The 21,018-nt window shown below is 48.3% G+C and carries 24 protein-coding genes and 1 tRNA gene; 13 read left to right on the top strand and 12 right to left on the bottom strand.

Going from position 1 to position 21,018, the window contains the following annotated elements:
* Window positions 1-18: 18 nt before the first annotated feature.
* From H591_RS0113220 to H591_RS0113200, 5 genes are all read right to left on the bottom strand, one after another.
* A tRNA-Phe gene (locus tag H591_RS0113220) sits at window positions 19-94 on the bottom strand.
* A gap of 64 nt (window positions 95-158) precedes the next feature.
* On the bottom strand, window positions 159-431 hold the full coding sequence (locus tag H591_RS0113215) for an oxidative damage protection protein (protein WP_022967444.1): 273 nt from the start codon (window positions 429-431) through the stop codon (window positions 159-161).
* On the bottom strand, window positions 428-1,498 hold the full coding sequence (gene mutY, locus H591_RS0113210) for an A/G-specific adenine glycosylase (protein WP_022967443.1): 1,071 nt from the start codon (window positions 1,496-1,498) through the stop codon (window positions 428-430). Before mutY ends, H591_RS0113215 begins: the two co-directional genes overlap by 4 nt.
* Complete coding sequence (locus H591_RS0113205; RefSeq protein ID WP_022967442.1) at window positions 1,495-3,732, bottom strand: AsmA family protein; 2,238 nt, start codon at window positions 3,730-3,732, stop codon at window positions 1,495-1,497. The genes mutY and H591_RS0113205 overlap by 4 nt, the downstream gene beginning before the upstream one ends.
* An 80-nt stretch (window positions 3,733-3,812) precedes the next feature.
* Window positions 3,813-4,214 (bottom strand): acetyl-CoA sensor PanZ family protein, encoded by a 402-nt coding sequence (locus tag H591_RS0113200; protein ID WP_022967441.1) that lies wholly within the window; start codon window positions 4,212-4,214, stop codon window positions 3,813-3,815.
* A gap of 142 nt (window positions 4,215-4,356) precedes the next feature.
* On the opposite strand from H591_RS0113200, the gene hisB reads away from it, so the two are divergent.
* The 5 genes from hisB (at window position 4,357) to H591_RS0113175 (ending at window position 8,009) form a co-directional block, all read left to right on the top strand.
* Window positions 4,357-4,950, top strand: a complete 594-nt coding sequence (gene hisB / locus H591_RS0113195) for an imidazoleglycerol-phosphate dehydratase HisB (RefSeq protein WP_022967440.1) — start codon at window positions 4,357-4,359, stop codon at window positions 4,948-4,950.
* Window positions 4,950-5,588 carry an imidazole glycerol phosphate synthase subunit HisH gene (gene hisH, locus H591_RS0113190; protein WP_022967439.1) on the top strand — a complete coding sequence of 213 codons (639 nt, stop codon included), beginning with the start codon at window positions 4,950-4,952 and terminating at the stop codon, window positions 5,586-5,588. Before hisB ends, hisH begins: the two co-directional genes overlap by 1 nt.
* Before the next feature lie 51 nt (window positions 5,589-5,639).
* Entirely contained in the window at window positions 5,640-6,374 is a 735-nt protein-coding gene (gene hisA, locus H591_RS0113185; RefSeq protein ID WP_022967438.1) for a 1-(5-phosphoribosyl)-5-[(5-phosphoribosylamino)methylideneamino]imidazole-4-carboxamide isomerase, read from the top strand.
* A gap of 82 nt (window positions 6,375-6,456) precedes the next feature.
* Window positions 6,457-7,227: an imidazole glycerol phosphate synthase subunit HisF gene (gene hisF, locus H591_RS0113180; protein ID WP_022967437.1), complete on the top strand. Its 771-nt coding sequence runs from the start codon at window positions 6,457-6,459 to the stop codon at window positions 7,225-7,227.
* Between the two features lie 62 nt (window positions 7,228-7,289).
* Entirely contained in the window at window positions 7,290-8,009 is a 720-nt protein-coding gene (locus tag H591_RS0113175) for a substrate-binding periplasmic protein (protein WP_232362441.1), read from the top strand.
* A gap of 54 nt (window positions 8,010-8,063) precedes the next feature.
* Here H591_RS0113175 and H591_RS0113170 read toward each other — a convergent pair whose 3' ends face one another.
* The 3 genes from H591_RS0113170 to gpmI form a co-directional block, all read right to left on the bottom strand.
* Window positions 8,064-9,389, bottom strand: a complete 1,326-nt coding sequence (locus tag H591_RS0113170; protein ID WP_022967435.1) for a S41 family peptidase — start codon at window positions 9,387-9,389, stop codon at window positions 8,064-8,066.
* 32 nt (window positions 9,390-9,421) lie between these two features.
* The gene (locus H591_RS0113165; protein WP_022967434.1) at window positions 9,422-10,702 is read right to left on the bottom strand and encodes a murein hydrolase activator EnvC family protein; all 1,281 of its coding nucleotides are present in this window, start codon (window positions 10,700-10,702) and stop codon (window positions 9,422-9,424) included.
* A 130-nt stretch (window positions 10,703-10,832) separates the two neighbouring features.
* A complete protein-coding gene (gene gpmI / locus H591_RS0113160) occupies window positions 10,833-12,368 on the bottom strand; it encodes a 2,3-bisphosphoglycerate-independent phosphoglycerate mutase (RefSeq protein WP_022967433.1) in 1,536 nt (511 codons plus the stop codon).
* A 135-nt stretch (window positions 12,369-12,503) separates the two neighbouring features.
* Here gpmI and H591_RS0113155 point away from each other — a divergent pair, with 135 nt between their 5' ends.
* The 5 genes from H591_RS0113155 (at window position 12,504) to H591_RS0113135 (ending at window position 15,776) form a co-directional block, all read left to right on the top strand.
* Window positions 12,504-12,929 carry a rhodanese-like domain-containing protein gene (locus H591_RS0113155; RefSeq protein WP_022967432.1) on the top strand — a complete coding sequence of 142 codons (426 nt, stop codon included), beginning with the start codon at window positions 12,504-12,506 and terminating at the stop codon, window positions 12,927-12,929.
* Window position 12,930: 1 nt separating this feature from the next.
* Window positions 12,931-13,185: a glutaredoxin 3 gene (grxC, locus tag H591_RS0113150; protein WP_022967431.1), complete on the top strand. Its 255-nt coding sequence runs from the start codon at window positions 12,931-12,933 to the stop codon at window positions 13,183-13,185.
* A 94-nt stretch (window positions 13,186-13,279) separates the two neighbouring features.
* Entirely contained in the window at window positions 13,280-13,756 is a 477-nt protein-coding gene (gene secB, locus H591_RS0113145; RefSeq protein WP_022967430.1) for a protein-export chaperone SecB, read from the top strand.
* An 86-nt stretch (window positions 13,757-13,842) separates the two neighbouring features.
* Window positions 13,843-14,751 carry a response regulator gene (locus H591_RS0113140; protein WP_022967429.1) on the top strand — a complete coding sequence of 303 codons (909 nt, stop codon included), beginning with the start codon at window positions 13,843-13,845 and terminating at the stop codon, window positions 14,749-14,751.
* 128 nt (window positions 14,752-14,879) lie between these two features.
* A complete protein-coding gene (locus H591_RS0113135; RefSeq protein WP_028244438.1) occupies window positions 14,880-15,776 on the top strand; it encodes a peptidoglycan DD-metalloendopeptidase family protein in 897 nt (298 codons plus the stop codon).
* Window positions 15,777-15,863: 87 nt separating this feature from the next.
* Here H591_RS0113135 and ubiA read toward each other — a convergent pair whose 3' ends face one another.
* Window positions 15,864-16,757, bottom strand: a complete 894-nt coding sequence (ubiA, locus tag H591_RS0113130; RefSeq protein ID WP_022967427.1) for a 4-hydroxybenzoate octaprenyltransferase — start codon at window positions 16,755-16,757, stop codon at window positions 15,864-15,866.
* 51 nt (window positions 16,758-16,808) lie between these two features.
* A complete protein-coding gene (locus tag H591_RS0113125) occupies window positions 16,809-17,372 on the bottom strand; it encodes a chorismate--pyruvate lyase family protein (protein WP_232362440.1) in 564 nt (187 codons plus the stop codon).
* Between the two features lie 285 nt (window positions 17,373-17,657).
* Here H591_RS0113125 and H591_RS0113120 point away from each other — a divergent pair, with 285 nt between their 5' ends.
* Both H591_RS0113120 and H591_RS0113115 read left to right on the top strand, forming a co-directional pair.
* Window positions 17,658-17,933, top strand: a complete 276-nt coding sequence (locus H591_RS0113120) for an HU family DNA-binding protein (protein WP_022967425.1) — start codon at window positions 17,658-17,660, stop codon at window positions 17,931-17,933.
* 150 nt (window positions 17,934-18,083) lie between these two features.
* Window positions 18,084-18,470 carry an SCP2 sterol-binding domain-containing protein gene (locus H591_RS0113115; RefSeq protein ID WP_022967424.1) on the top strand — a complete coding sequence of 129 codons (387 nt, stop codon included), beginning with the start codon at window positions 18,084-18,086 and terminating at the stop codon, window positions 18,468-18,470.
* Window positions 18,471-18,513: 43 nt separating this feature from the next.
* Here the strand turns inward: H591_RS0113115 and H591_RS0113110 are convergent, their stop codons facing one another.
* Both H591_RS0113110 and H591_RS0113105 read right to left on the bottom strand, forming a co-directional pair.
* Entirely contained in the window at window positions 18,514-20,010 is a 1,497-nt protein-coding gene (locus tag H591_RS0113110) for a YifB family Mg chelatase-like AAA ATPase (protein WP_022967423.1), read from the bottom strand.
* A 66-nt stretch (window positions 20,011-20,076) separates the two neighbouring features.
* The gene (locus tag H591_RS0113105) at window positions 20,077-20,340 is read right to left on the bottom strand and encodes an accessory factor UbiK family protein (RefSeq protein ID WP_022967422.1); all 264 of its coding nucleotides are present in this window, start codon (window positions 20,338-20,340) and stop codon (window positions 20,077-20,079) included.
* A 291-nt stretch (window positions 20,341-20,631) separates the two neighbouring features.
* Here H591_RS0113105 and glnK point away from each other — a divergent pair, with 291 nt between their 5' ends.
* The gene (gene glnK, locus H591_RS0113100) at window positions 20,632-20,970 is read left to right on the top strand and encodes a P-II family nitrogen regulator (protein WP_022967421.1); all 339 of its coding nucleotides are present in this window, start codon (window positions 20,632-20,634) and stop codon (window positions 20,968-20,970) included.
* The last annotated feature ends 48 nt before the right edge of the window (window positions 20,971-21,018 follow it).

Genomic DNA, 21,018 nt, shown 5'->3' with positions numbered 1-21,018 from the left:
AATGAGCTTTTTTAAATATGGTGCCCGGAGACGGAATCGAACCGCCGACACGAGGATTTTCAATCCTCTGCTCTACCGACTGAGCTATCCGGGCTCAACGGGGCGCTATTAAAGAGATTTAGCGCCTTGTTGTCAAGCAACTTGGTGAAAATAATTATTTATTGGCTTGGCGGAACATAACCTTCGGCTTTGGCGAACTCTTCACCGGCGAAGAACTTCTCCATTTCAGCCATTAAAAACTTGCGATCTTCAGCATCCATCATATTTAAATGACGCTCATTGATCAGCATCGTCTGCTGGGTCTGCCACTCATCCCAAGCTTGCTGAGAAATATTGTTGTAGATGTCTTCGCCTTTGCTGCCAGGAAAGGGTGGGCGCGTTAAGCCGGCGAGTTCTTGCTGATGTTTACGACACATAACCATGCGAGTCATTGACGGTCTCCTGCTGGTGACTGAATAAGCGTACGCTCGATCAGCTCTTTAATTGGAGCTGCTAAACCTAAGCGTGGCGGATTGTAAGGGTTATACCAGAGCCAGTTGTTTTCGGCTACGGCCAAGGCTGTACTGCTCTTGACGCGAACCAGCCAAGGCTCAATCTCAAGGTGAAAGTGGCTGAAGGTGTGGCGCAAGCCGATTAATGGCTGTTGTTGCTCGACTGTCAGCTGATGTTGTTGCAGAAGGCTGTCGAGCTGTGAGATATCGCCTAACTCTGGCAGGCTCCAAAGGCCGCCCCAGAGGCCTGTAGAGGGTCTTTGGTAAAGCAGCACAGAACCACTCAGGTCGACCAGCAACGGCATACTCACGCGCCTCTCAGGCATCACCTTGCGTGGTCGCGCAACGGGCAGCAGGTGTTGCTGCTCGGTTTGGTAGGCTAAACAACCTTTTTGCACAGGGCAGCGCGAACACTCGGGCTGTTTGCGAGTACACAGGGTCGCACCGAGATCCATCATCGCTTGAGTGTACTGCGCGACATCCTGTTGCGGGGTGAGCAATTCTGCGAGTTGCCACAACTGCTTGCTGGCTTGACTGCCGCCTGGGTAACTGCCGAGCGCGCTGCAGCGTGCCAGCACGCGCTTAACGTTGCCATCAAGAATAGGTGCGCGCAGGCCCATACTTAAGCTTGCGATCGCACCGGCGGTAGAAGGGCCAATACCGGGTAAGGTGGCTAAGTCTTCGGCGCTGCGAGGAAACTCACCTTGGTAGCTCTCACAGACCTGCTGCGCAGTTTTATGCAGATTGCGTGCGCGTGTGTAATAGCCAAGACCAGTCCACAGGTGTAGTACTTCATCGAGCGGCGCTGCAGCCAGAGCTTGTACATCGGGCAGGGCTTGCATAAAACGCGCAAAGTAATCCAGTACCGTACTGACTTGAGTCTGTTGCAGCATGATTTCAGAAACCCAAACGCGGTAAGGGCTGACATTTTGCTGCCAAGGTAAGTCTTTGCGGCCGTGTTCTTGATACCAAGCAACCACGGCCGCAGCAAAGGCATCTGGACTCATCGTTTAAATAGGCCTTTGAGCGCGTCTTTTAATTCAGGGCTGACTTTCTCGCCAAGTTTTTCATTAAGCTTTTCTGTCAGTTTTTCACCGGCCAAGGTGGCGGCAATTTTACCTAAGCCTTCTTGATCAATACGGCAGGCTTTGGCGCCTAATTCGAGAGGACCACGGCAGCGTACCGGCCATTCCAAACCCACATAACGTTTGTTGACTTGGCAAGCCGGGTCCGGCATTGGGTGGGTGTCGCCTTCGATAATAATGCCTACATAGTAATCAAGGCTAAGCACGCGTAAGTCGATATCGCCTTTACCTTTAACGTTTAAACCAGGAATGGCAACACGCAAGTTAGGATTGTTGGCGATACCGTCACGGATCGTCAGTTTACCGCTGAGATCATTAAATGGGGTGTCTTTACTGCCAGTGTCAGCGCCGAGCGCTTTGCGGTTTAACGTGGCAATGCCGATGCACAGCTGGCGCTCTAAATTAGCATCAGGCAGTACGCCTTTGTGCAGAGCAAAGTTTACTGCGCCATTAAGATGATTAACCCAGTCTTGCTGGCTATTACCACGGGTACGCAGATCGGTATCAAGGTCAAGTAAACCGGTGATGGTCACTTCTTGATCCAGGGTTTGCAGCACTTTTTCCACTGGGATGTTATGTGTATTGAGTTTGATAGTCAGCAATGGCTGTTGGGCCTTGCTGTCAATGCTGGCGCTGCTTTTAAACTCGCCATTAAACAGGTTGCCTTGTAGGTTGTTTAGATTGATCACGCCGTTTTTGGCGAGCAATTTAAACTTAGCCTGTGCAATGGGAAACTTGCTGATGGTCAGTTCGTTAAAGTTCAGATCGAAGTCTGCATTCACTTTACCAAGTTGCTCAATCGGCAGCTGTGGCTCGGTGCTCCACGCGGTTTTTGACGGTGCATCAGGCAGCGCTGTAGTACCACTGTTACCTGCTTGTTCGGTTTGTTGCTTAACCTGTGCTTGACGCTCTGTGGGTGCTTTTGGCTCAACTGGTGGCAGGTAAAGATCAGCGTTTAACTGATCACCTTGCAAATGGGCATATAGCGTTGCTGTATCGAAGTTTTTGATCCCAGCGCTACCGGTTAAGTTGGTTTGGTCGACTTTAACCGTCATCTGGTTAAACAGCAGACTATTGGGCGTGCCTTGCAGTTGAGTATTGAGTTCAAAGTTATTCAAGGCTTGTTTACCAGCCATCGCCGGTAGTGCAACGCCAACGCCACTGAGAAATTCCTGCAAATTAACGTTTGCAATTGATAGTGCGCCGCTAAGCTGTGCTTGTTTGTTCAATTCTGCTACTTGGATTTCGCCAAGTGCTTTGAGCTGGTTGACTGATAGACGTAAATTATCCCAGCGTGCAAGATTGGCGCTTTGGTCATACAGCAAATTACCGCGAACAGTGAAGTTGGCTGTTTTACCATTGAGCGGCTCACCGGCGACTTCACCTGACAGCTTCATATCGTCTAAGAGGTAACGCTGTAACACCTGATCAATGGTCGCTTTGGTAGTCAATTCAATGCGTGCACGCAGCAGTGGCTTGGCATTACCTAAAAAACCCGAAAACTTCAGTGCCACCGGTTGATTGTCGCGAATCGCGCCGGTGGTCAGTTGTACACTTTCTAGGTTGAACTGCTGGCCGCTTTGTTCATCGAGGAAATCAATTCGTGCGCCATTGACGATCAAACTGTTGATATCCAGTTTCAGTGGAGTGCTGGCGCGAGTCGGTTGTGGCGTCGCGTTTGATTCTGCCGTGGCAGCGTTCGCAACTGTTTCAGTGGAGGCTTTTGGTTTATTAGCATCGGCTTGTTCGCTGCGCGGCTTACCAATGTGCTCCCAGTTACCTTGTCCTTGCGCGTTGCGATGCAGGTTTAGATTGAGGCCATCGATGCGAATATCGCTCATCTGAATTTCTTTGCGCAACAGCGGCATGACTTGTACTGACAAACCGAGCAAACGTAGGTCAGCAAAAGGATCGTCAGGGGTGTCGGCGCTGGCAATTTTGGCATCAGTGATTTCGATACCCAGCCAAGGGAATAAACTCCAACCGATATCGCCGTTGAGCTCTAACTCAAGGTTGGCGTGCTCACGCGCTAATTCGCGAATTTCATCTTTGTAATCATTGGGATCAAAAAAATGGGTCAGAGCAAATCCGGCGGCCACCAGTAGCAGTAGCAGTCCTAGAAGTAGCAGACCGATAAGCTTGCTAAAAGATTTCACGGGCTGGTTCCTTTTGGAAATTAAAATAATGTGCGTGCTATCTAGCAGGCGGATTAATAGGTTGCGTGGTTAACAATTAATCAGTTGACGACTGCAATTAGCAAGCCTTTTGCGCTGGCAAGCTGAATCAGTTCCGGCTGCTCAGCAGGGATATTTACCTGTAATACGCAGCCTGCCTCAGTCGCTAAACGCGTTGCTTCATCAACCAAGCGCCGCGCCACACCGCGATTACGGGTTAGTGCGCGCACACATAGGTGAGATAATAACCAGCGCTCGGCTTGTTTATCTAATAATGCCGCACCCAGTAGCCGGCTATTGAAGCGCGCGGTCACTAAAGTGTTGTGAGTCAGACCTTGTTGGATCAGTTCCGCCGCATTGGTAAATGGCGTAATTAACCAATCTGGCGCGTCTAAATAGATTTTTTCTAGGTCGGCTAAGTCTTGTGTACTGGGTTGTTCAGCGCTTTCAAAGTAAACGGGCATTGCAAAGAACTCCTACAACTGAGCAGTTAGTGTACCGCTCAAAAACGTCTATCGGTAGCGGTCATCGTCGTTGCAAGCCTATAATATGCAATTAATGTGACAAGTCGGCCGTACCAAGCGGCTTTTAGCGGTGGAGCAAATCATGACCGAACGTAAGGTTTCTGTTGAACGTAATACCCTTGAGACCCAAGTTAAGGCCACAATCAATTTAGATGGCACTGGCGAGGGACGTTTTGCAATTGGTGTTCCTTTTCTGGAACATATGCTGGACCAAGTGGCACGCCATGGTCTGATTGATTTGGATGTGCAGTGTACCGGTGACTTACATATTGATGATCACCACACGGTAGAAGATGTGGGTATTACCATTGGCCAAGCCTTTGCTAAAGCGGTGGGCGATAAACGTGGTTTACGTCGCTATGGCCACTCTTATGTGCCAATGGATGAAGCGCTGTCACGCGTCGCGTTAGACTTCTCTGGTCGTCCAGGTTTGCAAATGCATGTGCCTTTTACCCGTGCGGTAGTGGGTGGCTTTGATGTGGACTTGTTCCAAGAGTTTTTCCAAGGCTTTGTTAATCACGCACAAGTCACTCTGCATATTGATAACTTGCGTGGTACTAACACTCACCACCAGATTGAAACCGTGTTCAAAGCATTTGGCCGCGCCCTGCGCATGGCGGTAGAGATTGATCCACGCATGGAAGGTCGCATGCCATCTACCAAAGGCAGCCTGTGATGCAAACCATCGCCGTAATTGATTACGGGATGGGTAATTTGCACTCAGTGGGTAAAGCGCTGGAGCATGTGGGCTCGACGCGGGTACAAATTACCAGCGATCCACAAGTGATTCGTGACGCTGATCGCGTGGTGCTGCCAGGTGTCGGTGCGATGCGTGATTGCATGGCAGAAATGCAGCGTTTTGAGTTGCTAGATGTGATCCGCGAAGTCAGTCAAGATCGTCCGTTTCTAGGTATTTGCGTCGGTATGCAAGCTTTGCTTGATAGTAGTGAAGAAAATGGCGGTGTGCCTTGCTTAGGTTTATTTCCTGGGCAGGTACGTTACTTCGGGCAGAACTTGCAGATAGATGGTGAGCGTCTGAAAGTGCCACACATGGGCTGGAATACTGTCGAGCAGCGTTTGGATCATCCGCTCTGGCACAACATCCCTGACCAGTCGCGCTTTTATTTTGTGCATAGCTATTATGTTCAGGCTGATAATCAGCGTCAGGTTGCTGGTAGCTGTGAATATGGCTTGCCGTTTGCTGCCGCGCTAGCTGACGGCCCGTGTTTTGCTGTGCAGTTTCATCCAGAAAAAAGCCACACTAACGGCTTACAACTGTTACAAAATTTTGTAGCTTGGGACGGGCGCTGGTAGCGTCGGATTCTGAGTTAATCGATTGACTTAACTTTTAGGCAGGCTGATTTAATGCTGATTATTCCCGCGATTGATTTAAAAGATGGTGCTTGTGTACGACTGCGCCAAGGACGTATGGAAGATTCCACTGTTTTTTCAAATGATCCAGTGGAGATGGCCGCGAAGTGGGTTGAGGCGGGTTGCCGTCGCTTACACTTGGTTGACTTAAATGGTGCTTTTGAAGGCCAGCCAGTGAATGGCGAAGTGGTTAAAGCCATTGCTGCGCGTTACCCCGATCTGCCGATTCAAATTGGTGGTGGTATTCGCACCCTTGAGACCATCGAGCATTATGTGCGCGCCGGTGTCAGCTATGTGATTATTGGTACCAAAGCAGTTAAGGAGCCTGAGTTCGTGGCTGAAGCCTGCAAAGCATTTCCCGGTAAAGTGATTGTTGGGCTTGATGCGATGAATGGTTTTGTGGCGACTGATGGTTGGGCGCAAATCAGCGAACTGCAAGTGATTGATTTGGCCAAGCGCTTTGAAGCAGATGGAGTGTCGGCAATTGTGTATACCGATATTGCCAAAGACGGCATGATGCAGGGCTGTAACGTTGAAGCCACAGCAGCATTAGCGCGTGCCACCAGTATTCCAGTGATTGCTTCAGGCGGTATTCATAATTTGGGTGATGTGCAGTCGTTATTAAATGCACGGGCTTCAGGCATTGTCGGCGCGATTACCGGGCGTGCTATTTATGAAGGCACGCTGGATGTAGCCGAAGCGCAAGCATTGTGCGATAGCTTCAAGTAATCCTTTTGCTTTGTAAAAGTCCTTTTATACAAGGGCTTTTTTATAACAATAATGCAACTTAACTTACTCTGTGGAGAGCTGTATGACGCTCGCGAAACGTATCATTCCTTGCCTTGATGTTGAAAATGGACGTGTGGTTAAAGGGGTAAAATTTGAGAATATTCGCGATGCTGGCGATCCAGTAGAAATTGCCCGTCGTTATAACGAACAGGGCGCTGATGAAATCACTTTCCTCGACATTACTGCGACCCTAGAAGGCCGCGACACCATGTTGCAAACTGTCGAGCGCATGGCCAGCCAAGTGTTTATCCCGCTAACTGTTGGCGGTGGTGTGCGCACTGTTAACGATATTCGCAATTTGCTAAACGCAGGCGCTGATAAGGTTTCTATCAACTCAGCAGCTGTGTTCACCCCAGAGTTCGTGCAAGAAGCAGCGCAGCGTTTTGGTTCGCAATCCATTATTGTCGCGATTGATGCCAAGCAGGTTTCTGCAGTCGGCGAGCCACCACGCTGGGAGATCTTCACCCACGGAGGCCGCAAGCCAACCGGCATTGATGCGGTTGAGTGGGCGAAGAAAATGGAAAGTTTTGGTGCCGGTGAAATTTTGCTGACCAGTATGGATCAAGACGGAATGAAAAACGGCTTTGACTTGGGCGTGACTCGCGCAGTCAGCGATGCAGTTAATATTCCGGTGATCGCGTCGGGTGGTGTGGGTAATCTGCAGCACTTGGCCGACGGTATTTTGCTCGGTAAGGCCGATGCAGTATTGGCCGCCAGTATTTTCCATTTTGGCGAATATACCATCCCTGAAGCTAAAGCTTATTTAGCCAGCCAAGGTATTGTTGTACGTTAATACTAATCATAAATATTATTTTGGGGGATGGAGTGTTTAAAATTAAAATTAGTTTAATGTTGATGGCCTTGTTTTTTGGGTCAATCACTTGGGCCGCGGATCAGAATTATAAAGTACATCTGTTAACTGAGAATTTCCCTCCTTACAATATGGAGCGAAACGGGAAAAACTTTGGTAAAGATGAAAATATTGAAGGGATTGCTACAGATATTGTTCGTGAAATGTTTCGTCGAGCAGATATTGATTACACTTTGACGCTGCGTTTCCCGTGGGAAAGGGTTTATCAGCAAGTATTGACGAAGCCAGACTTTGGCGTGTTTGTGATGTCACGCTCTGCTGAACGCGAAGATTTATTTAAGTGGGTTGGGCCAATTGGTCCTGATGATTGGGTACTTTTAGCCCGTAACGACAGCACTATTACTTTGCAAACCTTAGAAGATGCGCGTCTATATAAAATAGGATCTTATAAAGGTGATGTCATTACTGAGTATTTAGAAAATCATGCCATTGAGCCGACTAGCGCCCTAAGAGATCAAGAAAATGCATTAAAGCTTGATCGTGGTCAGATTGATTTATGGGCTACAGGTGATCCTGCTGGACGTTATTTAGCCGCTCAAGAAGGTGTGAGAAATCTAAAAACGATCTTACGCTTTAATAGAGCAGACTTATATTTAGCTTTTAATAAAGAAACAGATGATGCTGTAGTCGCTCAACTGCAGCAAACATTGGATGCTATGCGTGCACAGGGTGAAATTGAACAATACTTTAATAAGTATTTCTAAGCAGTCAGCGGCGGTGCGGTAAGCTCACCGACACCGCCGTAGTTGATCAGCAGCTTACTGTGCTTTTTTGCTACTGAGAACGTTAATACCTTTTAGCAAATTAATCGCCTGATTGATTTGATAGTCTTCATCTTGCAAGCGTGGCTTTTTATCTTTATCAGCATTGCTGCGCTTGTCAGGCCCGCCATTACCATTGCCCAAGTGTCCGACCAAGTCCGCTTCTTTAATCCCCATTGCGCTATCTTCTTGGCTGAGTTTTGCACGTTCAACGAGGATGTCAGGAACAATGCCTTGGGCTTGGATGGAGCGACCTTTCGGCGTGTAATACAAGGCTGTAGTCAGCTTCAGCGCACGATCATTGTTCAGTGGTAACACCGTTTGTACGGAGCCCTTGCCAAAGCTGTCGGTGCCCATGACAATGCCGCGTTTATGGTCTTGTAACGCACCTGCGACAATTTCAGAAGCTGAGGCGCTGCCGCCATTGATCAGTACCACTAAGGGTACGCCTTCGCTGGCGTTCTCGGCATTGGCAGAAAATCGCAGTTCAGCATTGGCTAAACGGCCCTTGGTGTAGACGATCAAACCTGAACTGATAAAGTGATCAGTCACTTCGACAGCGGCTTGCAAGACGCCGCCTGGGTTATTGCGTAAATCCAAAATCAGACCTTTCAGCGGCTGACCTTTGTTTTCTTTCTTTAGGCTAGCCAGTGCTTTTTCAACTTCACTGCCAGTGTTGACTTGAAACTGGCTGATGCGCAGAAAGCCATAATCATTTTCTAGTAACTGGCTTTTGACACTGCGACTTTTAATCACCGCACGTTTAAGGGTTACTTCAAAAGGTTTGCGGCCTTCACGGACAATGGTCAAGCGGATGCTGGTGCCCGGCTTGCCGCGCATCTTCTCGACGGATTCCATCAAGGATAAGCCCTTGGTCGGTTGGTCATCGATTTTGATGATTAAGTCTTGTGCTTCTAAACCGGCCGCCGAGGCAGGGGAGTCATCAATCGGTGCGATGACTTGTAAAATGCCATCTTCTAGGCCAACTTCAATACCCAAGCCACCAAATTCGCCACTGGTACTTTCTTGTAGATCACGAAAGGCGTCGGGCTCTAAGTAACTGGAGTGTGGGTCGAGATTACTGAGCATGCCTTTAATCGCATTTTCAAACAGTGTTTTATCGTCGATCGGTTCGACGTAGGCTGTTTTGATGCGCTCTAAAACTTCAGCAAATGTACGTAAGTCATTGAGTGGTAGCGTTTGTGCCGTTGGAGTCTCTGCCGCTGGTGCGCTGGGTGCGGCGCTTACGCTCGAGTTGAGCATGCCCAGCAACAGCATCGAGCTTAGTAAAGCTGAGGCTAAACGAGTTCTTGGAAAGGGCATGAGATAACTCCTTGTGAAGAATGGCATTGCGACTAACCTTGTGTGCGGCACCATTGTGTTGGATCCGCAGGCTTTCCTTTTTGACGTATAGCAAAATACAGCGCTGCTTGATCTTGACCGCCAGTATTGCCGACTGTCGATATTGCTTGGCCTGTTTGCACCATATCACCGGGACGGCTCAATATGCTCTGATTGTGGCCGTAAAGACTTAAGTAGCCGTCGCCGTGGTCTACAATCACTAATAAACCAGCACCACGCAGCCAGTCGGCAAATACTACACGACCTGGATGAATTGCGCGCACCTGAGTACCTGCTTGTGAACTGATTAAGACGCCGTCCCATTTACTCCGGGTATCTCCACGAGGACTACCGAAGCGGGCGATCAGACGGCCGTTAACCGGCCAAGGCAATTTGCCGCGAACAGTGGAAAAGTTGCCACCGTTGTGGGTGATTGCAGTAGACACCATCGGGCTTTGAGGTTGTTTGCCTGCTACTGGTTGTGGTTGTTTATCAAGCAGTTGTTCAGCCTGTTGGCGCTGTTGCTCAGCTATCAGTCGTTGCCGTTTGCGCTCAGCCTCGTGCGCCTCTTGAGCTTGTCGTGCGAGAGTAGCCTCAATGGTCTGCAATACTTTATTCAGTGCTGCTTGATCGGCTTGACGAGTGTTCAGAGATTGAGCTTCTTTGCGTTGCTTTTGGCTGAGACTCGTCACTTTTTGTTGGCGTTGTTGACGTAAGGTTTTCAGTGATTCTTGTTTGCTCAGCAAACTGGCGCGTTGTTTGGCGAGATTGTTCTGTTGCTCAGTAATTTGTTCAGAAATATTGGTGATTTGACGGATAGTTTCGTTGAACTCATTGATTTGCTGCTGACGGGCTTTACCGATGTATTGATAGTAGGTCAGGTTGCGCGAGAATTTTTCTGGTTGTTGTTGATTGAGCAAGAGTCGTAAAGGCTCTTGCTGGCCGGCTTGATATGCTGCACGGGCTTGAATGGCAATAAGTTTTTGCTGGTCAAGGCGCGAGCTTTGCAGTTTTTTTTTCTGCTTATCTAGTAGGTCTAGTTCTTGTTCAGTTTTTTTTTCCTGTTGCTGCAGATCGTTAACTTGTTTTTCTAGTTCACCAATTTCAGTTTCAGTTTTTTTCAGTTCTTGTTCAGCGCTGGATTTTTCTTGTTGAATTTTACTTAATTGTTTTTTTAATTCGGCAATATCTTTAGCCGCTTGGGCAATCTCTTGCTTGGTTTGCGCGCGCTGATCAGCCGCCACGGCAACAGTGAATGCACAGCTGAGTAAAATAAATAAAAAAGTGCGAAACATGACGGGAGGAACCTGAGCAATACAGAGAATGGATTATGCCTAAAAAACGCCCAGCAAACAGCATGCTGATGCTAGGCGATTGCACAATTGCGTAGTGTTTAGCACTCTTACCACGCAATATTAAGCAGTGTTAGTTGAGTTTGAGGATACTGCGTCCAGTCATTTCTGTTGGAATCGGTAAACCCATCAAAGTCAGCATGGTCGGTGCAACGTCTGCCAATACACCATCGTTACGCATGCTGGCAGGACGTTTGCCGACATAAATAAAAGGTACTGGCTCACAGGTATGTGCGGTATGTGCTTGGCCGGTGCTTTCATCTTCCATTTGCTCAACGTTGCCGTGATCAGCCGTAATCAGCGCTTCACCGCCGACTTTATCGAGTGCGCTGACGATGCGGCCAAGGCAAGCATCCAGGCACTCAACAGCTTGCACTGCTGCGGAGAACACGCCGGTATGACCAACCATGTCGCCGTTGGCGTAGTTGACTACTATCACATCGTATTGCTGCTTTTCAATCGCTTCGACAATGCGGTCTGTAACTTCTGGCGCACTCATTTGTGGCTGTAAGTCGTAGGTGGCAACGTTTGGCGATGGAATTAAAATACGCTCTTCACCTTCGAATGGCTGCTCGCGACCACCGGAGAAAAAGAAAGTCACGTGTGCGTATTTTTCTGTTTCCGCAATGCGCAGTTGCGTTTTGCCTTGATTTGCAAGGTATTCACCGAGCACATTGACCAATGCTGTTGGTGCAAAGGCGCTGGGCGCAGGTAAATCAGCAGCGTATTGGGTGAGCATTACGAACTGGCTCAGCTGCGGTAAACGCTGGCGCTTAAAGCCTGCGAACTCTTTATCTAAGAACGCATGGCTGAGTTCGCGAGCGCGGTCGGCACGGAAGTTCATAAAGATCACGCTGTCGCCATCTTCCATGCGCACAGGTTCACCAATAGTGGTGGCTTTAACAAACTCATCGGACTCCTCGCGGGTATAGGACTGAGCCAATGCAGCGCTGGCGCTGTTGGCTTGATAAATACCCTTGCCATCGACCAGCAACTGCCACGCTTGCTCGACACGATCCCAGCGATTATCACGGTCCATTGCATAATAGCGGCCAATCAGACTGGCGATACGGCCTTTACCCAGTTTCGCGCAAGCTGCTTCAATCGCTTCGATCGAAGGCTGGGCGCTGCGTGGTGGCGTATCACGGCCATCTAAAAAAGCATGCAGGTAAATTTTTTCTGCACCGCGTTGCGCCGCTAATTCAATCATCGCAATTAAATGCTCTTGATGACTGTGTACGCCACCTTCAGAGAGCAAACCTAAAATATGTACAGCTTTGCTCTGCGCCACGGCTTGATCAACGGCTTTGCTCAGTGCTGGGTTGCTGAAAAAGTCACCGTCTTTAATGGCTTTAGTAATACGTGTGAAGTCTTGATACACCACACGACCAGCGCCAAGGTTCATATGGCCGACTTCAGAGTTGCCCATTTGCCCGTCAGGCAAGCCAACATCCATGCCGCTGCCAGAGATAAGGCTGTGCGGATATTGTTCACGTAGTTGGTCATAAACCGGCGTATTGGCACTGTAAATGGCGTTGTAGTCAGGGCAGTCGCTATGACCAAAACCGTCGAGAATCACTAAAACTAGAGGTTTAGGCGTGGCATGCATAAGAATAAACTCACAAGTGGATAACAGAATATGCGCTAAGTTTAGCTGGATGTGCTGCGCACGTCATTGTTAGTAGTTCAGAGAATGCGCAGGTCTGTGTATACTTTGCAGATTCTAACGCTCTGAGTACCGATTATGTTTGCTGATACGCTTGCCAAATTTCTTGAATTTATTACTGCGCACTATGTGCTCAGCGGAACATTTATCGTCCTGGTTGTGTTGCTGATCGTGCAGCAGTCGCGCAATGCTGGGCGTAATTTGAGCTCGCGTGAGTTGACCGCTATGGTCAATCGCGATGAAGCGTTTATTTTAGATATTCGCCCGAAAAAAGAGTTCAGCACAGGGCATATCGTTGGCTCAGTCAATATCAGCAACGATCAGCTGAAAGATAAAATGGCTGAGTTAGAAAAGCATAAAGATAAAACCATCATTGTGGTGTGTGCATCAGGTATGAATGCCGGTGGTGCTTGTGCTGAATTGAAGAAAGCTGGCTTTACTGCCGCACGCTTATCGGGCGGCATCACCGGCTGGCGCAGTGAAAATCTTCCAGTGGTGAAATAACATGGCTAAAGTAATTATCTACTCCAGTGACTGGTGCCCGTATTGCACCCGCGCTAAGCAGCTTTTGCACAGTAAAGACGTGGCTTTTGAAGAGATTAAAGTCGACGGTAAGGCGGCCTTACGTGCGCAGATGGCAGAAAAAGCCAAGCGCACCTCAGTGCCGCAGATCTGGATTGGCGAGTTACATGTTGGTGGCTGCGATGAGCTATTTGCTCTGGAGCGCGCCGGCAAACTTGATGCGCTGCTGGCAAGCTAGACGCAGAGGCTAGAAAAGCAGAGATTGTTGCTGTACAAAAGACATCCTGCATCGATTCAGTCAGTTCAATATATTTAATAAGGATAACAACAGCATGACCGAACAAAACAGCGTAGCTGCTCAGGAAGAGCAATCATCACAATTTTCCTTGCAACGTATTTATGTCAAAGACTTATCGTTTGAAGCACCAAAAAGCCCAGAGATTTTCCGTGAAGACTGGAGCCCTGCGGTTGAGTTAGACCTCAATACCCGTCAGCGTGCGCTAGAAGGCGATTTTTTTGAAGTTGTGCTGACCTTAACTGTCACAGTTAGAACTGGCGAAGAAGTCGCTTTTATTGCTGAAGTGCAACAAGCCGGTATTTTCTTGATTCAAGGTTTGGATGCGCCATCGCAAAATCATGCATTAGGTGCGTTCTGCCCAAGTATTTTGTTTCCGTATGCGCGTGAAACATTAGATAGCTTAGTGGTACGAGGCTCGTTCCCAGCCTTGATGTTAGCGCCGGTTAACTTTGATGCGTTATACGCTCAAGAGTTACAGCGCATGCAAGCTGGTGCAGAAGTTCAAGCGTAGTTTTAGCGTTGAAATCGCTGACTGAGTACTGGCGTGGATGACACGACAGTCAAAAGTGCAAGTTAAAAGAATAAAGAGAGGCATCAATGAGTAAAGTTAATGTGTTGATTGTTGATGATGCCTCTTTTATCCGCGACTTGATGAAAAAAGGCTTGCGCAGTCAGTTTCCAGGCATTCAACTGGAAGAAGCGGTGAATGGGCGTAAGGCGCAACAAATAATTGCGGCACAAGGTTTTGATTTGATTCTGTGTGATTGGGAAATGCCGGAGATGAGCGGTTTAGAGCTGCTCTCTTGGTTTCGTCAGCAAGTTGAATACAAAGCAGTTCCGTTTATTATGGTCACCAGTCGAGGTGATAAAGAAAATGTTGTGCAAGCCATTCAGGCCGGCGTCACCGATTATATTGGTAAGCCGTTTACTCAAGAGCAACTGATTACTAAGGTCACTAAGGCATTGAGTCGTAGTGGTCGTTTACAGGCCTTACAGAGCTCGGCTCCAGTACGTATGTTGAGTACCGGTGTGAGTAATGATTCGTTATCTGTGCTGACGGGTCAAAAAGTTGCTCCGCCGCCGCCAGCAGCATCAATCACTCTTGCTACTAGAAATACTGCTGCACCCTCATCTGTTCCACCTGCAAAAAAGCCGGCTGCTGCCTTAAGCGGTCAAGGTCAGGCGAGTTTACGTTTATCTAATGGTGAATTTGCTTGCGTGATTAAAGCGCTAAGCTTAAAAGATGCGCTCTTAGTGATTAAGCGTGGCCAGGTTTTACCGCAAGTGTTAGATAACGCTGTGCTTGATTTAGAGCAAGGAGATGAGGCTGAGGTGGCAAGACTGAATGCGTATGTGCATAGTGTTGGTGCGCTCGAAGCGCGTCCGGATAGTGAGTGGCTGCAAGTAACTTGTCGTTTTGTCGATAGTGATCCAAAAAAGCTTGATTATTTATCGCGTTTAATTGCCAGAGGCACTGCACAGCGACATTTTACTCCGAGTGCATAAATACATTGAGTCAAAATTAATGGTTTGTGTTCATTCAGGTAAAGTCAGTCACAGACTAGCCCAATAGTATTAGAGTATTTTTTTTCATACTGCTAGATTTGGTGGCTGAATTAATGCTGGGCAAAAATATGTATAAAAAAATTCTAATAATATCTTTGTTCACTTTGCTTAGTGGGCAAAGTCATGCCTTAACTGTCTATAAATACACCGACGCCAATGGCGTGGTGACTTATACCGATAAAGCTAAAGCTGGTGCGAAAATTTTCGTGTTTAGCGATCGTATGATCGAGCACATTGAAAATGAAGTGAAACTGGAGACGCACAAGCATGCGGCCGGTGAAACTTTGTTGGTACGTAATGATTTATACGGCCCAGTTGAAATTGAATTAAGCCTAGAAAAACAAAGCAATCTTGCCGGCGAAAGCAAAAAGCCGATTCGTTGGGTGTTGCCGCCGCGCAGTAAAATTCGCTTACTGACTTTGGCGCCTAAAGATGCTTCGAAACCGATGCAGTACAAGCCCAAACTGCGTTATGCCTTAGGTGATCCGCGTTTAATCCCAACCTCCAGCGAATATCCATTGCCTTGGCGTGGCGGACCTTTTCGTCTGACTCAGGGTGCCAATGGTAAATACAGTCATTTCACCCCCAAAGGCCGTTACGCATTAGACATTGCTATGCCGGAAGGCACGCCGATTGTCGCTGCACGCTCTGGGGTGATTGTAAAAACTGAAAACCAGCAAACCGGCCGTGGGGAAAATCCTGCAGGTAATTTTGTCCGTGTCTTGCACGATGACGGCACCATGGGTGTGTACTTACACTTGCAGAAAGGCTCGGTCAGCGTGAAAGAAGGGCAGCGTGTTGATGTGGGTAGCTACCTGGCACGCTCAGGCAATACCGGTAACAGCACCGGCCCACATTTGCACTTTGTTGTGCAGCGTAATGTCGGTCTTGCAGTGGAGTCGATTCCTTTTGACTTTAACCAGCCGATCGACAGCTTGCCTAACTTTGCGGTGGGTGGCGAGTAAGCGAGCGCTTAATCCTTTCACAGATCATCTGTTGACTGCACGGCTCAAGATATTGTCTTGTAGCTGTGCAGATGCTTCTTCAGGCTATCAAGCACCGAAAGCATAATGGGCAATTAGGCCCAGAAAGATACACAAGCCTGCCCAGTGATTATGCAAAAACGCACGCAGTGAAGATTGTGCATCGCGTTGGCGTGTATAGATAAACTCCCAAATAAAGCAGCCGGCAGCACCTGCTAAGCCCAACTGGAAATAACCGCCAAGCTCAAACTTAGCTGCGGCCAGTAACAAACAGAATAACGCGCTGCCTTGCAAGGTTAAGATAATAAAGCGGTCGGCATCACCAAATAGCACTGCAGTTGATTTGACTCCGATTTTTAAATCATCTTCGCGGTCACTCATTGCGTAGTACGTATCGTAAGCAATGGTCCAGAGCAGGTTAGCAATATAAATCAGCCACGCTTCATGCGGTACGCTACCGGTTTGCGCACTAAAAGCTAAAAGAATACTGCACGAGTAGGCTGCGCCCAGGGCGACTTGCGGGTAATAGGTGTAACGCTTGGTAAACGGATACAGCGCCGCTAAACCGACAGCTAAGAAAGCCCAGTAAACTGTTTGACTGTTGGTCAGTAGGACCAAGCCAAAGCTGATAGCAACCAATATGGCAAAGGTGATGAGCGCTTCTTTGGCGGTAACACGACCACTGACAATCGGGCGATCCTTAGTGCGAGAAATATCGCCATCAATGCCGCGGTCAGCAAAGTCATTTATCGCACAACCGGCTGAGCGCATCAGAATCACCCCGAGGATAAAAATCACAACATTTTTAATGCTTGGCGAACCTTCTCCGGCAATCCATAAGGCCCATAGGGTCGGCCACATCAGCAAGTAGATGCCGATTGGGCGATCAAGGCGCATCAGTTGAATAAAATCCCATGCTCTTGGGTGAAGACGATTGAAGGATTTAAGCAACTGGTTAAGCATGGTGAGCTCCGTAATAGGGTAGTAAGCAAGCTGGAGAGTGTCGTGAGGGTATTAACCCATTAGCGTCGGATCGGTATCCTGCCAAAGTTTAGGCAAAAAAACTTCGGCCACCAGCACACCGAGTGAATCTTTTTTAAAACATGAGCGGCGTGCCCACACGTGCTGCTGCCCTGCGCTCTGTTGTTGCGCGATGACAGGTAACTGCGTAACCGAGAGCTGGCAGATTTGCAGTGGTCCACGGCTAAAGGCTTGCTCATTAAACAATAATTGCCCAAGTGAACGGCTACCGAGTTGGCTAAGATCAAAATTGGCCTGCATCAGTTCGGCTTGGCCGGCAACGCTGCGGGCAAATACCCAAGGTTGCGTGCCATCGCACAGAAACACTTCGCGTACCCAGCCGGTACTGTTTGGCGCAAGATGTAGCGCAGCGCATTCATCTAAGCTTAGTGTTTGCCAACCTTCATTGACGGGTTGCACGATAAAGCCGAACTGGCATAACGCGCTCAGGCGCTGAGTTAACGAGTTTTGATCAAACAACCAGTCGTTGAGTGCGAGAGATGAGGTTGGCTTTGAGTGCCAAGCTGAGGCAGGCATGCAGAAGTTGGTGGTAGACACAGCGCTACTTAATCTAACTAAGAGTGATACGGCAGTTTAGCACGCATTAAACGATGATTTTACTGTTGCAATTTGCACTGCTGGCCGACTGTTATTAGGTTTTTTAATAAAAACAGATGGATAAATGCCGACTAGGTGTAAAAATCGTCATGAAAAGCAGTTCAGGTACTGGCCACTGGCCTGATGCCGTGCCATGCTTTGCAAGCCTACTTTAGGTAGACGTTAGTATGATGCTTGACCGCTCTACAGCTAGACACACTTAACAACAATAAAATGAGGTCTCACATGCGTAAACCAGAATTGGTCGCGGCAATTGCCGAAAAAACAGATATCAGTAAAGAGCAAGCAGGGCGTGTGCTCAATGCTATTTTACAAGAAGTGACCGCAGCGCTAAGTAACAATGACACTGTTACTTTGGTGGGGTTTGGTTCTTTTGCTCAGCGTCACCGTGGTGCGCGTACCGGTAAAAACCCACAAACGGGCGAAGCGCTAACCATTAAAGCCAGCAATACCGTGGCTTTTAAGCCTGGTAAGCAGCTTAAAGAAGCGGTGAGCTTGTAAGACGAACCGCTTGAGCTGATGCGCGATACGCTACTGGGTCGCGCATTGATTCACTAAAATTCGGCAAAATTAGTAAAGATTGCTGCTAAATGCGCCGTTTTATACTGTTTTGTATTAAAATAACCGCAATTTATTATTTGGAACTGTTTAATGAGATTTCGTTTTTTACTCTGGATGCTCGGTCGTATGATGAGTAAGGCCAGCAAAACTAACCCTGCTTTTCAAAAACAATTGGACGGTAAAGACTTAACTTTTATGCTGCACACTCTTGATGGCAAAGTGGCTCGTCATTTTGTCGTCGCTAATAATCGTTTAGAAAGTCGTTCCGGTGCAGCTCAAGAACAAGCTTTTTCAATTGGCTTTAAAGATTCAGCGTATGGTTTCGCCACGATGAATGCAAAAAACAAGCAGTTGGCGTTTATGCAAGGCATCCAAGATAAAAACATTCAAATCCAAGGCAACACCATGTTGGTTATGTGGTTCCAAGGCCTGATGAAATATTTGATGCCTAGAAAAGCCAAGCCGAAAGCAGAATAATTCAGAATTGCCCGCGTGCTCAGTGTGAACGCGCGGGCTCTTTTCATTGTTGTTCGTTAAAACGATATTGTAGAGCCTCAGCTAAATGTCCACGGCAGATCGTTGGCGCTGCTTCTAGGTCAGCTAAGGTACGCGCCACTTTCAAAATACGGTGTGTGGCACGTAGCGATAAGTTCAAGCGCTCACTGGCTTGCTCAAGCCAAATCCGATCCTCTTCTCCTAATGTGCAATGCTCTCTTAAGGCATTTAAGTCTAATTGTGCATTACTGCAGCCTTGTCTATTTAACTGGCGCTGACGTGCTGCACAAACTTGCTCAACAGCCTGCGCCGAACTTAACCCAGGTTCTTTAGGTTGACGCAGTGAGGTCGTTTCACGAGCTACAGGAATATGCAGATCGATACGGTCGAGTAAGGGCCCGGAAAGCTTTTGGCGATAACGCTGTACTTGCTCATGACTGCAGCGGCAGCGACCACTGGGGTCTGCAAAGTAACCGCAGGGACAAGGGTTCATCGCTGCGACCAACTGGAAACGCGCGGGAAAGCGCACTTTGCTGTGCGCACGAGCAATGACAATGTAGCCAGACTCCATAGGTTCGCGCAGCACCTCAAGCACTTTGCGGTCGAATTCAGGCAGCTCATCTAAAAATAAAATGCCTTGGTGGGCTAAGCTGATTTCACCGGGCTGCGGACGGCTACCACCGCCGACTAACGCTGGGCCTGAAGCGCTATGATGCGGTTGGCGAAACGGTCTTTGTGGCCAACCACGCAAGGGCTCAAGGTTGACTACTGATTGCACCGCAGCCACTTCCAGTGCTTCTTTTTCACTGAGTGGTGGCAGTAGCCCTGGGAGCCGACTGGCTAAGAGGGTTTTCCCCGTTCCTGGCGGCCCGGTAAGTAATAAATTATGCATGCCTGCTGCGGCGACTACCAAAGCGCGCTTAGCGGCTTGCTGGCCTTGTACTTCAAGTAAGTCTGGATAGCGCGGCACTTGTGCCAGTAGACCTTGTGACACATAAGGCTTAAGCGGACTGTGTTGATTAAAATGACCAACCAGTTCGAGCAGATGATCAATCGCATAGACTTTTAAGCCCGTGGCTAAACAGGCTTCTTCGGCGTTGGCTAAAGCTACGACCAGCGCACGTCCGGCAGCGCGAGCGGCGAGGGCGGCAGGCAGCACGCCACGTACCGGCCGTACATGCCCTGACAGCGCCAGTTCGCCTAAGCATTCAAAACCATCGAGACAGCCGCCTGGTAGTTGTGCACTGGCGGCCAGCAAGCCTAGAGCGATCGCTAAATCAAAACGGCCACCTTCTTTCGGCAGATCAGCGGGGGCCAGATTAAGGGTGATACGTTTGCGTGGAAACTCGAGCGCGCTGTTGAGAAGAGCACTGCGCACGCGGTCTTTACTTTCGCGCACTGCAGTTTCTGGCAGGCCAACAATCGTCAGTGACGGCAAACCATTGGTTAAATGGATTTCCACGCTGACTGCAGGTGCTTCAACACCAATTTGCGCACGGCTATGCATAATAGCAAGAGACATAGATCCTCCTTGATCTTATCTGTTGAGCAGCTTTATCAGGCCAGCTGTAGGCCGTCTAACTTCGTTTTATTCAGATGCAGCAGGTTGCAGTTGCTCTTCTAATTCAGCGACTTTGCTCTCGAGTGCTTCTAAACGTGCACGAGTGCGGGCCAGTACAACCATTTGACTGTCAAACTCTTCACGGCTGACCAGATCCAGCTTGCTAAAGGCGCTTTGTATCAGTGCTTTGAACTGCGCTTCTACTTCGGCGCGCGGCAATGGGTTTTCACTGCCAAGTAGATTTCCGACATGGCTGCTGATGCTGTCAAATAAGGCTTTAGGCGGTAACATAGGAAAATTCCTTAATCATGATGAATGCAGTTTAGCACGTCAGCACAATTGTGAATCTGTGTGAGCACATGCGACTGGGTTTGTCGGTGGCTAATCTAGACTTTATGCTGGTTGCGCTGCGGGCGGATAAAAAAAAGCGTATTGTATTTGTATGCTTGCTAAAATATTGTGTGTGATTGTTGTATCGATCTATGCATGCCATAGGGTACAGAGTGTTAAGGCATAGACGTTAGCTGTAAGCATGTTCAAAATTGACTTGATTGATGAGTCATCTAATCCCGGAGAGACTGTATGAAATTAGTTACCGCTGTCATCAAACCGTTCAAGCTGGACGATGTTCGTGAAGCATTGTCAGAAATTGGTGTACAAGGTATTACAGTGACTGAAGTTAAAGGCTTTGGCCGGCAGAAGGGTCATACCGAACTGTACCGTGGCGCAGAGTATGTTGTTGATTTTTTACCTAAAGTCAAAATTGAAGTGGCCATTGCCGCTGCGCAACTAGATCGCGTTATCGAAGCGATCAGTAAAGCTGCGAATACTGGAAAAATCGGCGATGGTAAAATTTTCGTGGTTAGCCTAGAGCAAGCTGTGCGTATTCGTACTGGCGAGACCGGCTCCGACGCTATTTAATCAGCGTTTTACTCTTGCTGTGCTGACATTTACGGCAATTACAGCAGT

Source organism: Denitrificimonas caeni DSM 24390 (assembly GCF_000421765.1).
GTDB lineage: Bacteria > Pseudomonadota > Gammaproteobacteria > Pseudomonadales > Pseudomonadaceae > Denitrificimonas > Denitrificimonas caeni.
The sequence above is the reverse complement of the archived record's forward strand: the minus strand, read 5'-3'. Positions and strand labels throughout refer to the sequence as shown.

Bases quoted from the DNA above. Each gene is read 5' to 3' on its own strand.
- hisA (WP_022967438.1), top strand. From the start codon at position 5,640: ATGCTGATTATTCCCGCGATTGATTTAAAAGATGGTGCTTGTGTACGA.
- H591_RS0113120 (WP_022967425.1), top strand. From the start codon at position 17,658: ATGCGTAAACCAGAATTGGTCGCGGCAATTGCCGAAAAAACAGATATC.
- hisB (WP_022967440.1), top strand. From the start codon at position 4,357: ATGACCGAACGTAAGGTTTCTGTTGAACGTAATACCCTTGAGACCCAA.
- mutY (WP_022967443.1), bottom strand. From the start codon at position 1,498: ATGAGTCCAGATGCCTTTGCTGCGGCCGTGGTTGCTTGGTATCAAGAA.
- H591_RS0113175 (WP_232362441.1), top strand. From the start codon at position 7,290: ATGGCCTTGTTTTTTGGGTCAATCACTTGGGCCGCGGATCAGAATTAT.
- H591_RS0113110 (WP_022967423.1), bottom strand. From the start codon at position 20,010: ATGTCTCTTGCTATTATGCATAGCCGTGCGCAAATTGGTGTTGAAGCA.
- hisH (WP_022967439.1), top strand. From the start codon at position 4,950: ATGCAAACCATCGCCGTAATTGATTACGGGATGGGTAATTTGCACTCA.
- H591_RS0113140 (WP_022967429.1), top strand. From the start codon at position 13,843: ATGAGTAAAGTTAATGTGTTGATTGTTGATGATGCCTCTTTTATCCGC.
- H591_RS0113105 (WP_022967422.1), bottom strand. From the start codon at position 20,340: ATGTTACCGCCTAAAGCCTTATTTGACAGCATCAGCAGCCATGTCGGA.
- H591_RS0113115 (WP_022967424.1), top strand. From the start codon at position 18,084: ATGAGATTTCGTTTTTTACTCTGGATGCTCGGTCGTATGATGAGTAAG.
- H591_RS0113215 (WP_022967444.1), bottom strand. From the start codon at position 431: ATGACTCGCATGGTTATGTGTCGTAAACATCAGCAAGAACTCGCCGGC.
- secB (WP_022967430.1), top strand. From the start codon at position 13,280: ATGACCGAACAAAACAGCGTAGCTGCTCAGGAAGAGCAATCATCACAA.
- grxC (WP_022967431.1), top strand. From the start codon at position 12,931: ATGGCTAAAGTAATTATCTACTCCAGTGACTGGTGCCCGTATTGCACC.
- ubiA (WP_022967427.1), bottom strand. From the start codon at position 16,757: ATGCTTAACCAGTTGCTTAAATCCTTCAATCGTCTTCACCCAAGAGCA.
- glnK (WP_022967421.1), top strand. From the start codon at position 20,632: ATGAAATTAGTTACCGCTGTCATCAAACCGTTCAAGCTGGACGATGTT.
- gpmI (WP_022967433.1), bottom strand. From the start codon at position 12,368: ATGCATGCCACGCCTAAACCTCTAGTTTTAGTGATTCTCGACGGTTTT.
- H591_RS0113170 (WP_022967435.1), bottom strand. From the start codon at position 9,389: ATGCCCTTTCCAAGAACTCGTTTAGCCTCAGCTTTACTAAGCTCGATG.
- hisF (WP_022967437.1), top strand. From the start codon at position 6,457: ATGACGCTCGCGAAACGTATCATTCCTTGCCTTGATGTTGAAAATGGA.
- H591_RS0113200 (WP_022967441.1), bottom strand. From the start codon at position 4,214: ATGCCCGTTTACTTTGAAAGCGCTGAACAACCCAGTACACAAGACTTA.
- H591_RS0113165 (WP_022967434.1), bottom strand. From the start codon at position 10,702: ATGTTTCGCACTTTTTTATTTATTTTACTCAGCTGTGCATTCACTGTT.
- H591_RS0113135 (WP_028244438.1), top strand. From the start codon at position 14,880: ATGTATAAAAAAATTCTAATAATATCTTTGTTCACTTTGCTTAGTGGG.
- H591_RS0113155 (WP_022967432.1), top strand. From the start codon at position 12,504: ATGTTTGCTGATACGCTTGCCAAATTTCTTGAATTTATTACTGCGCAC.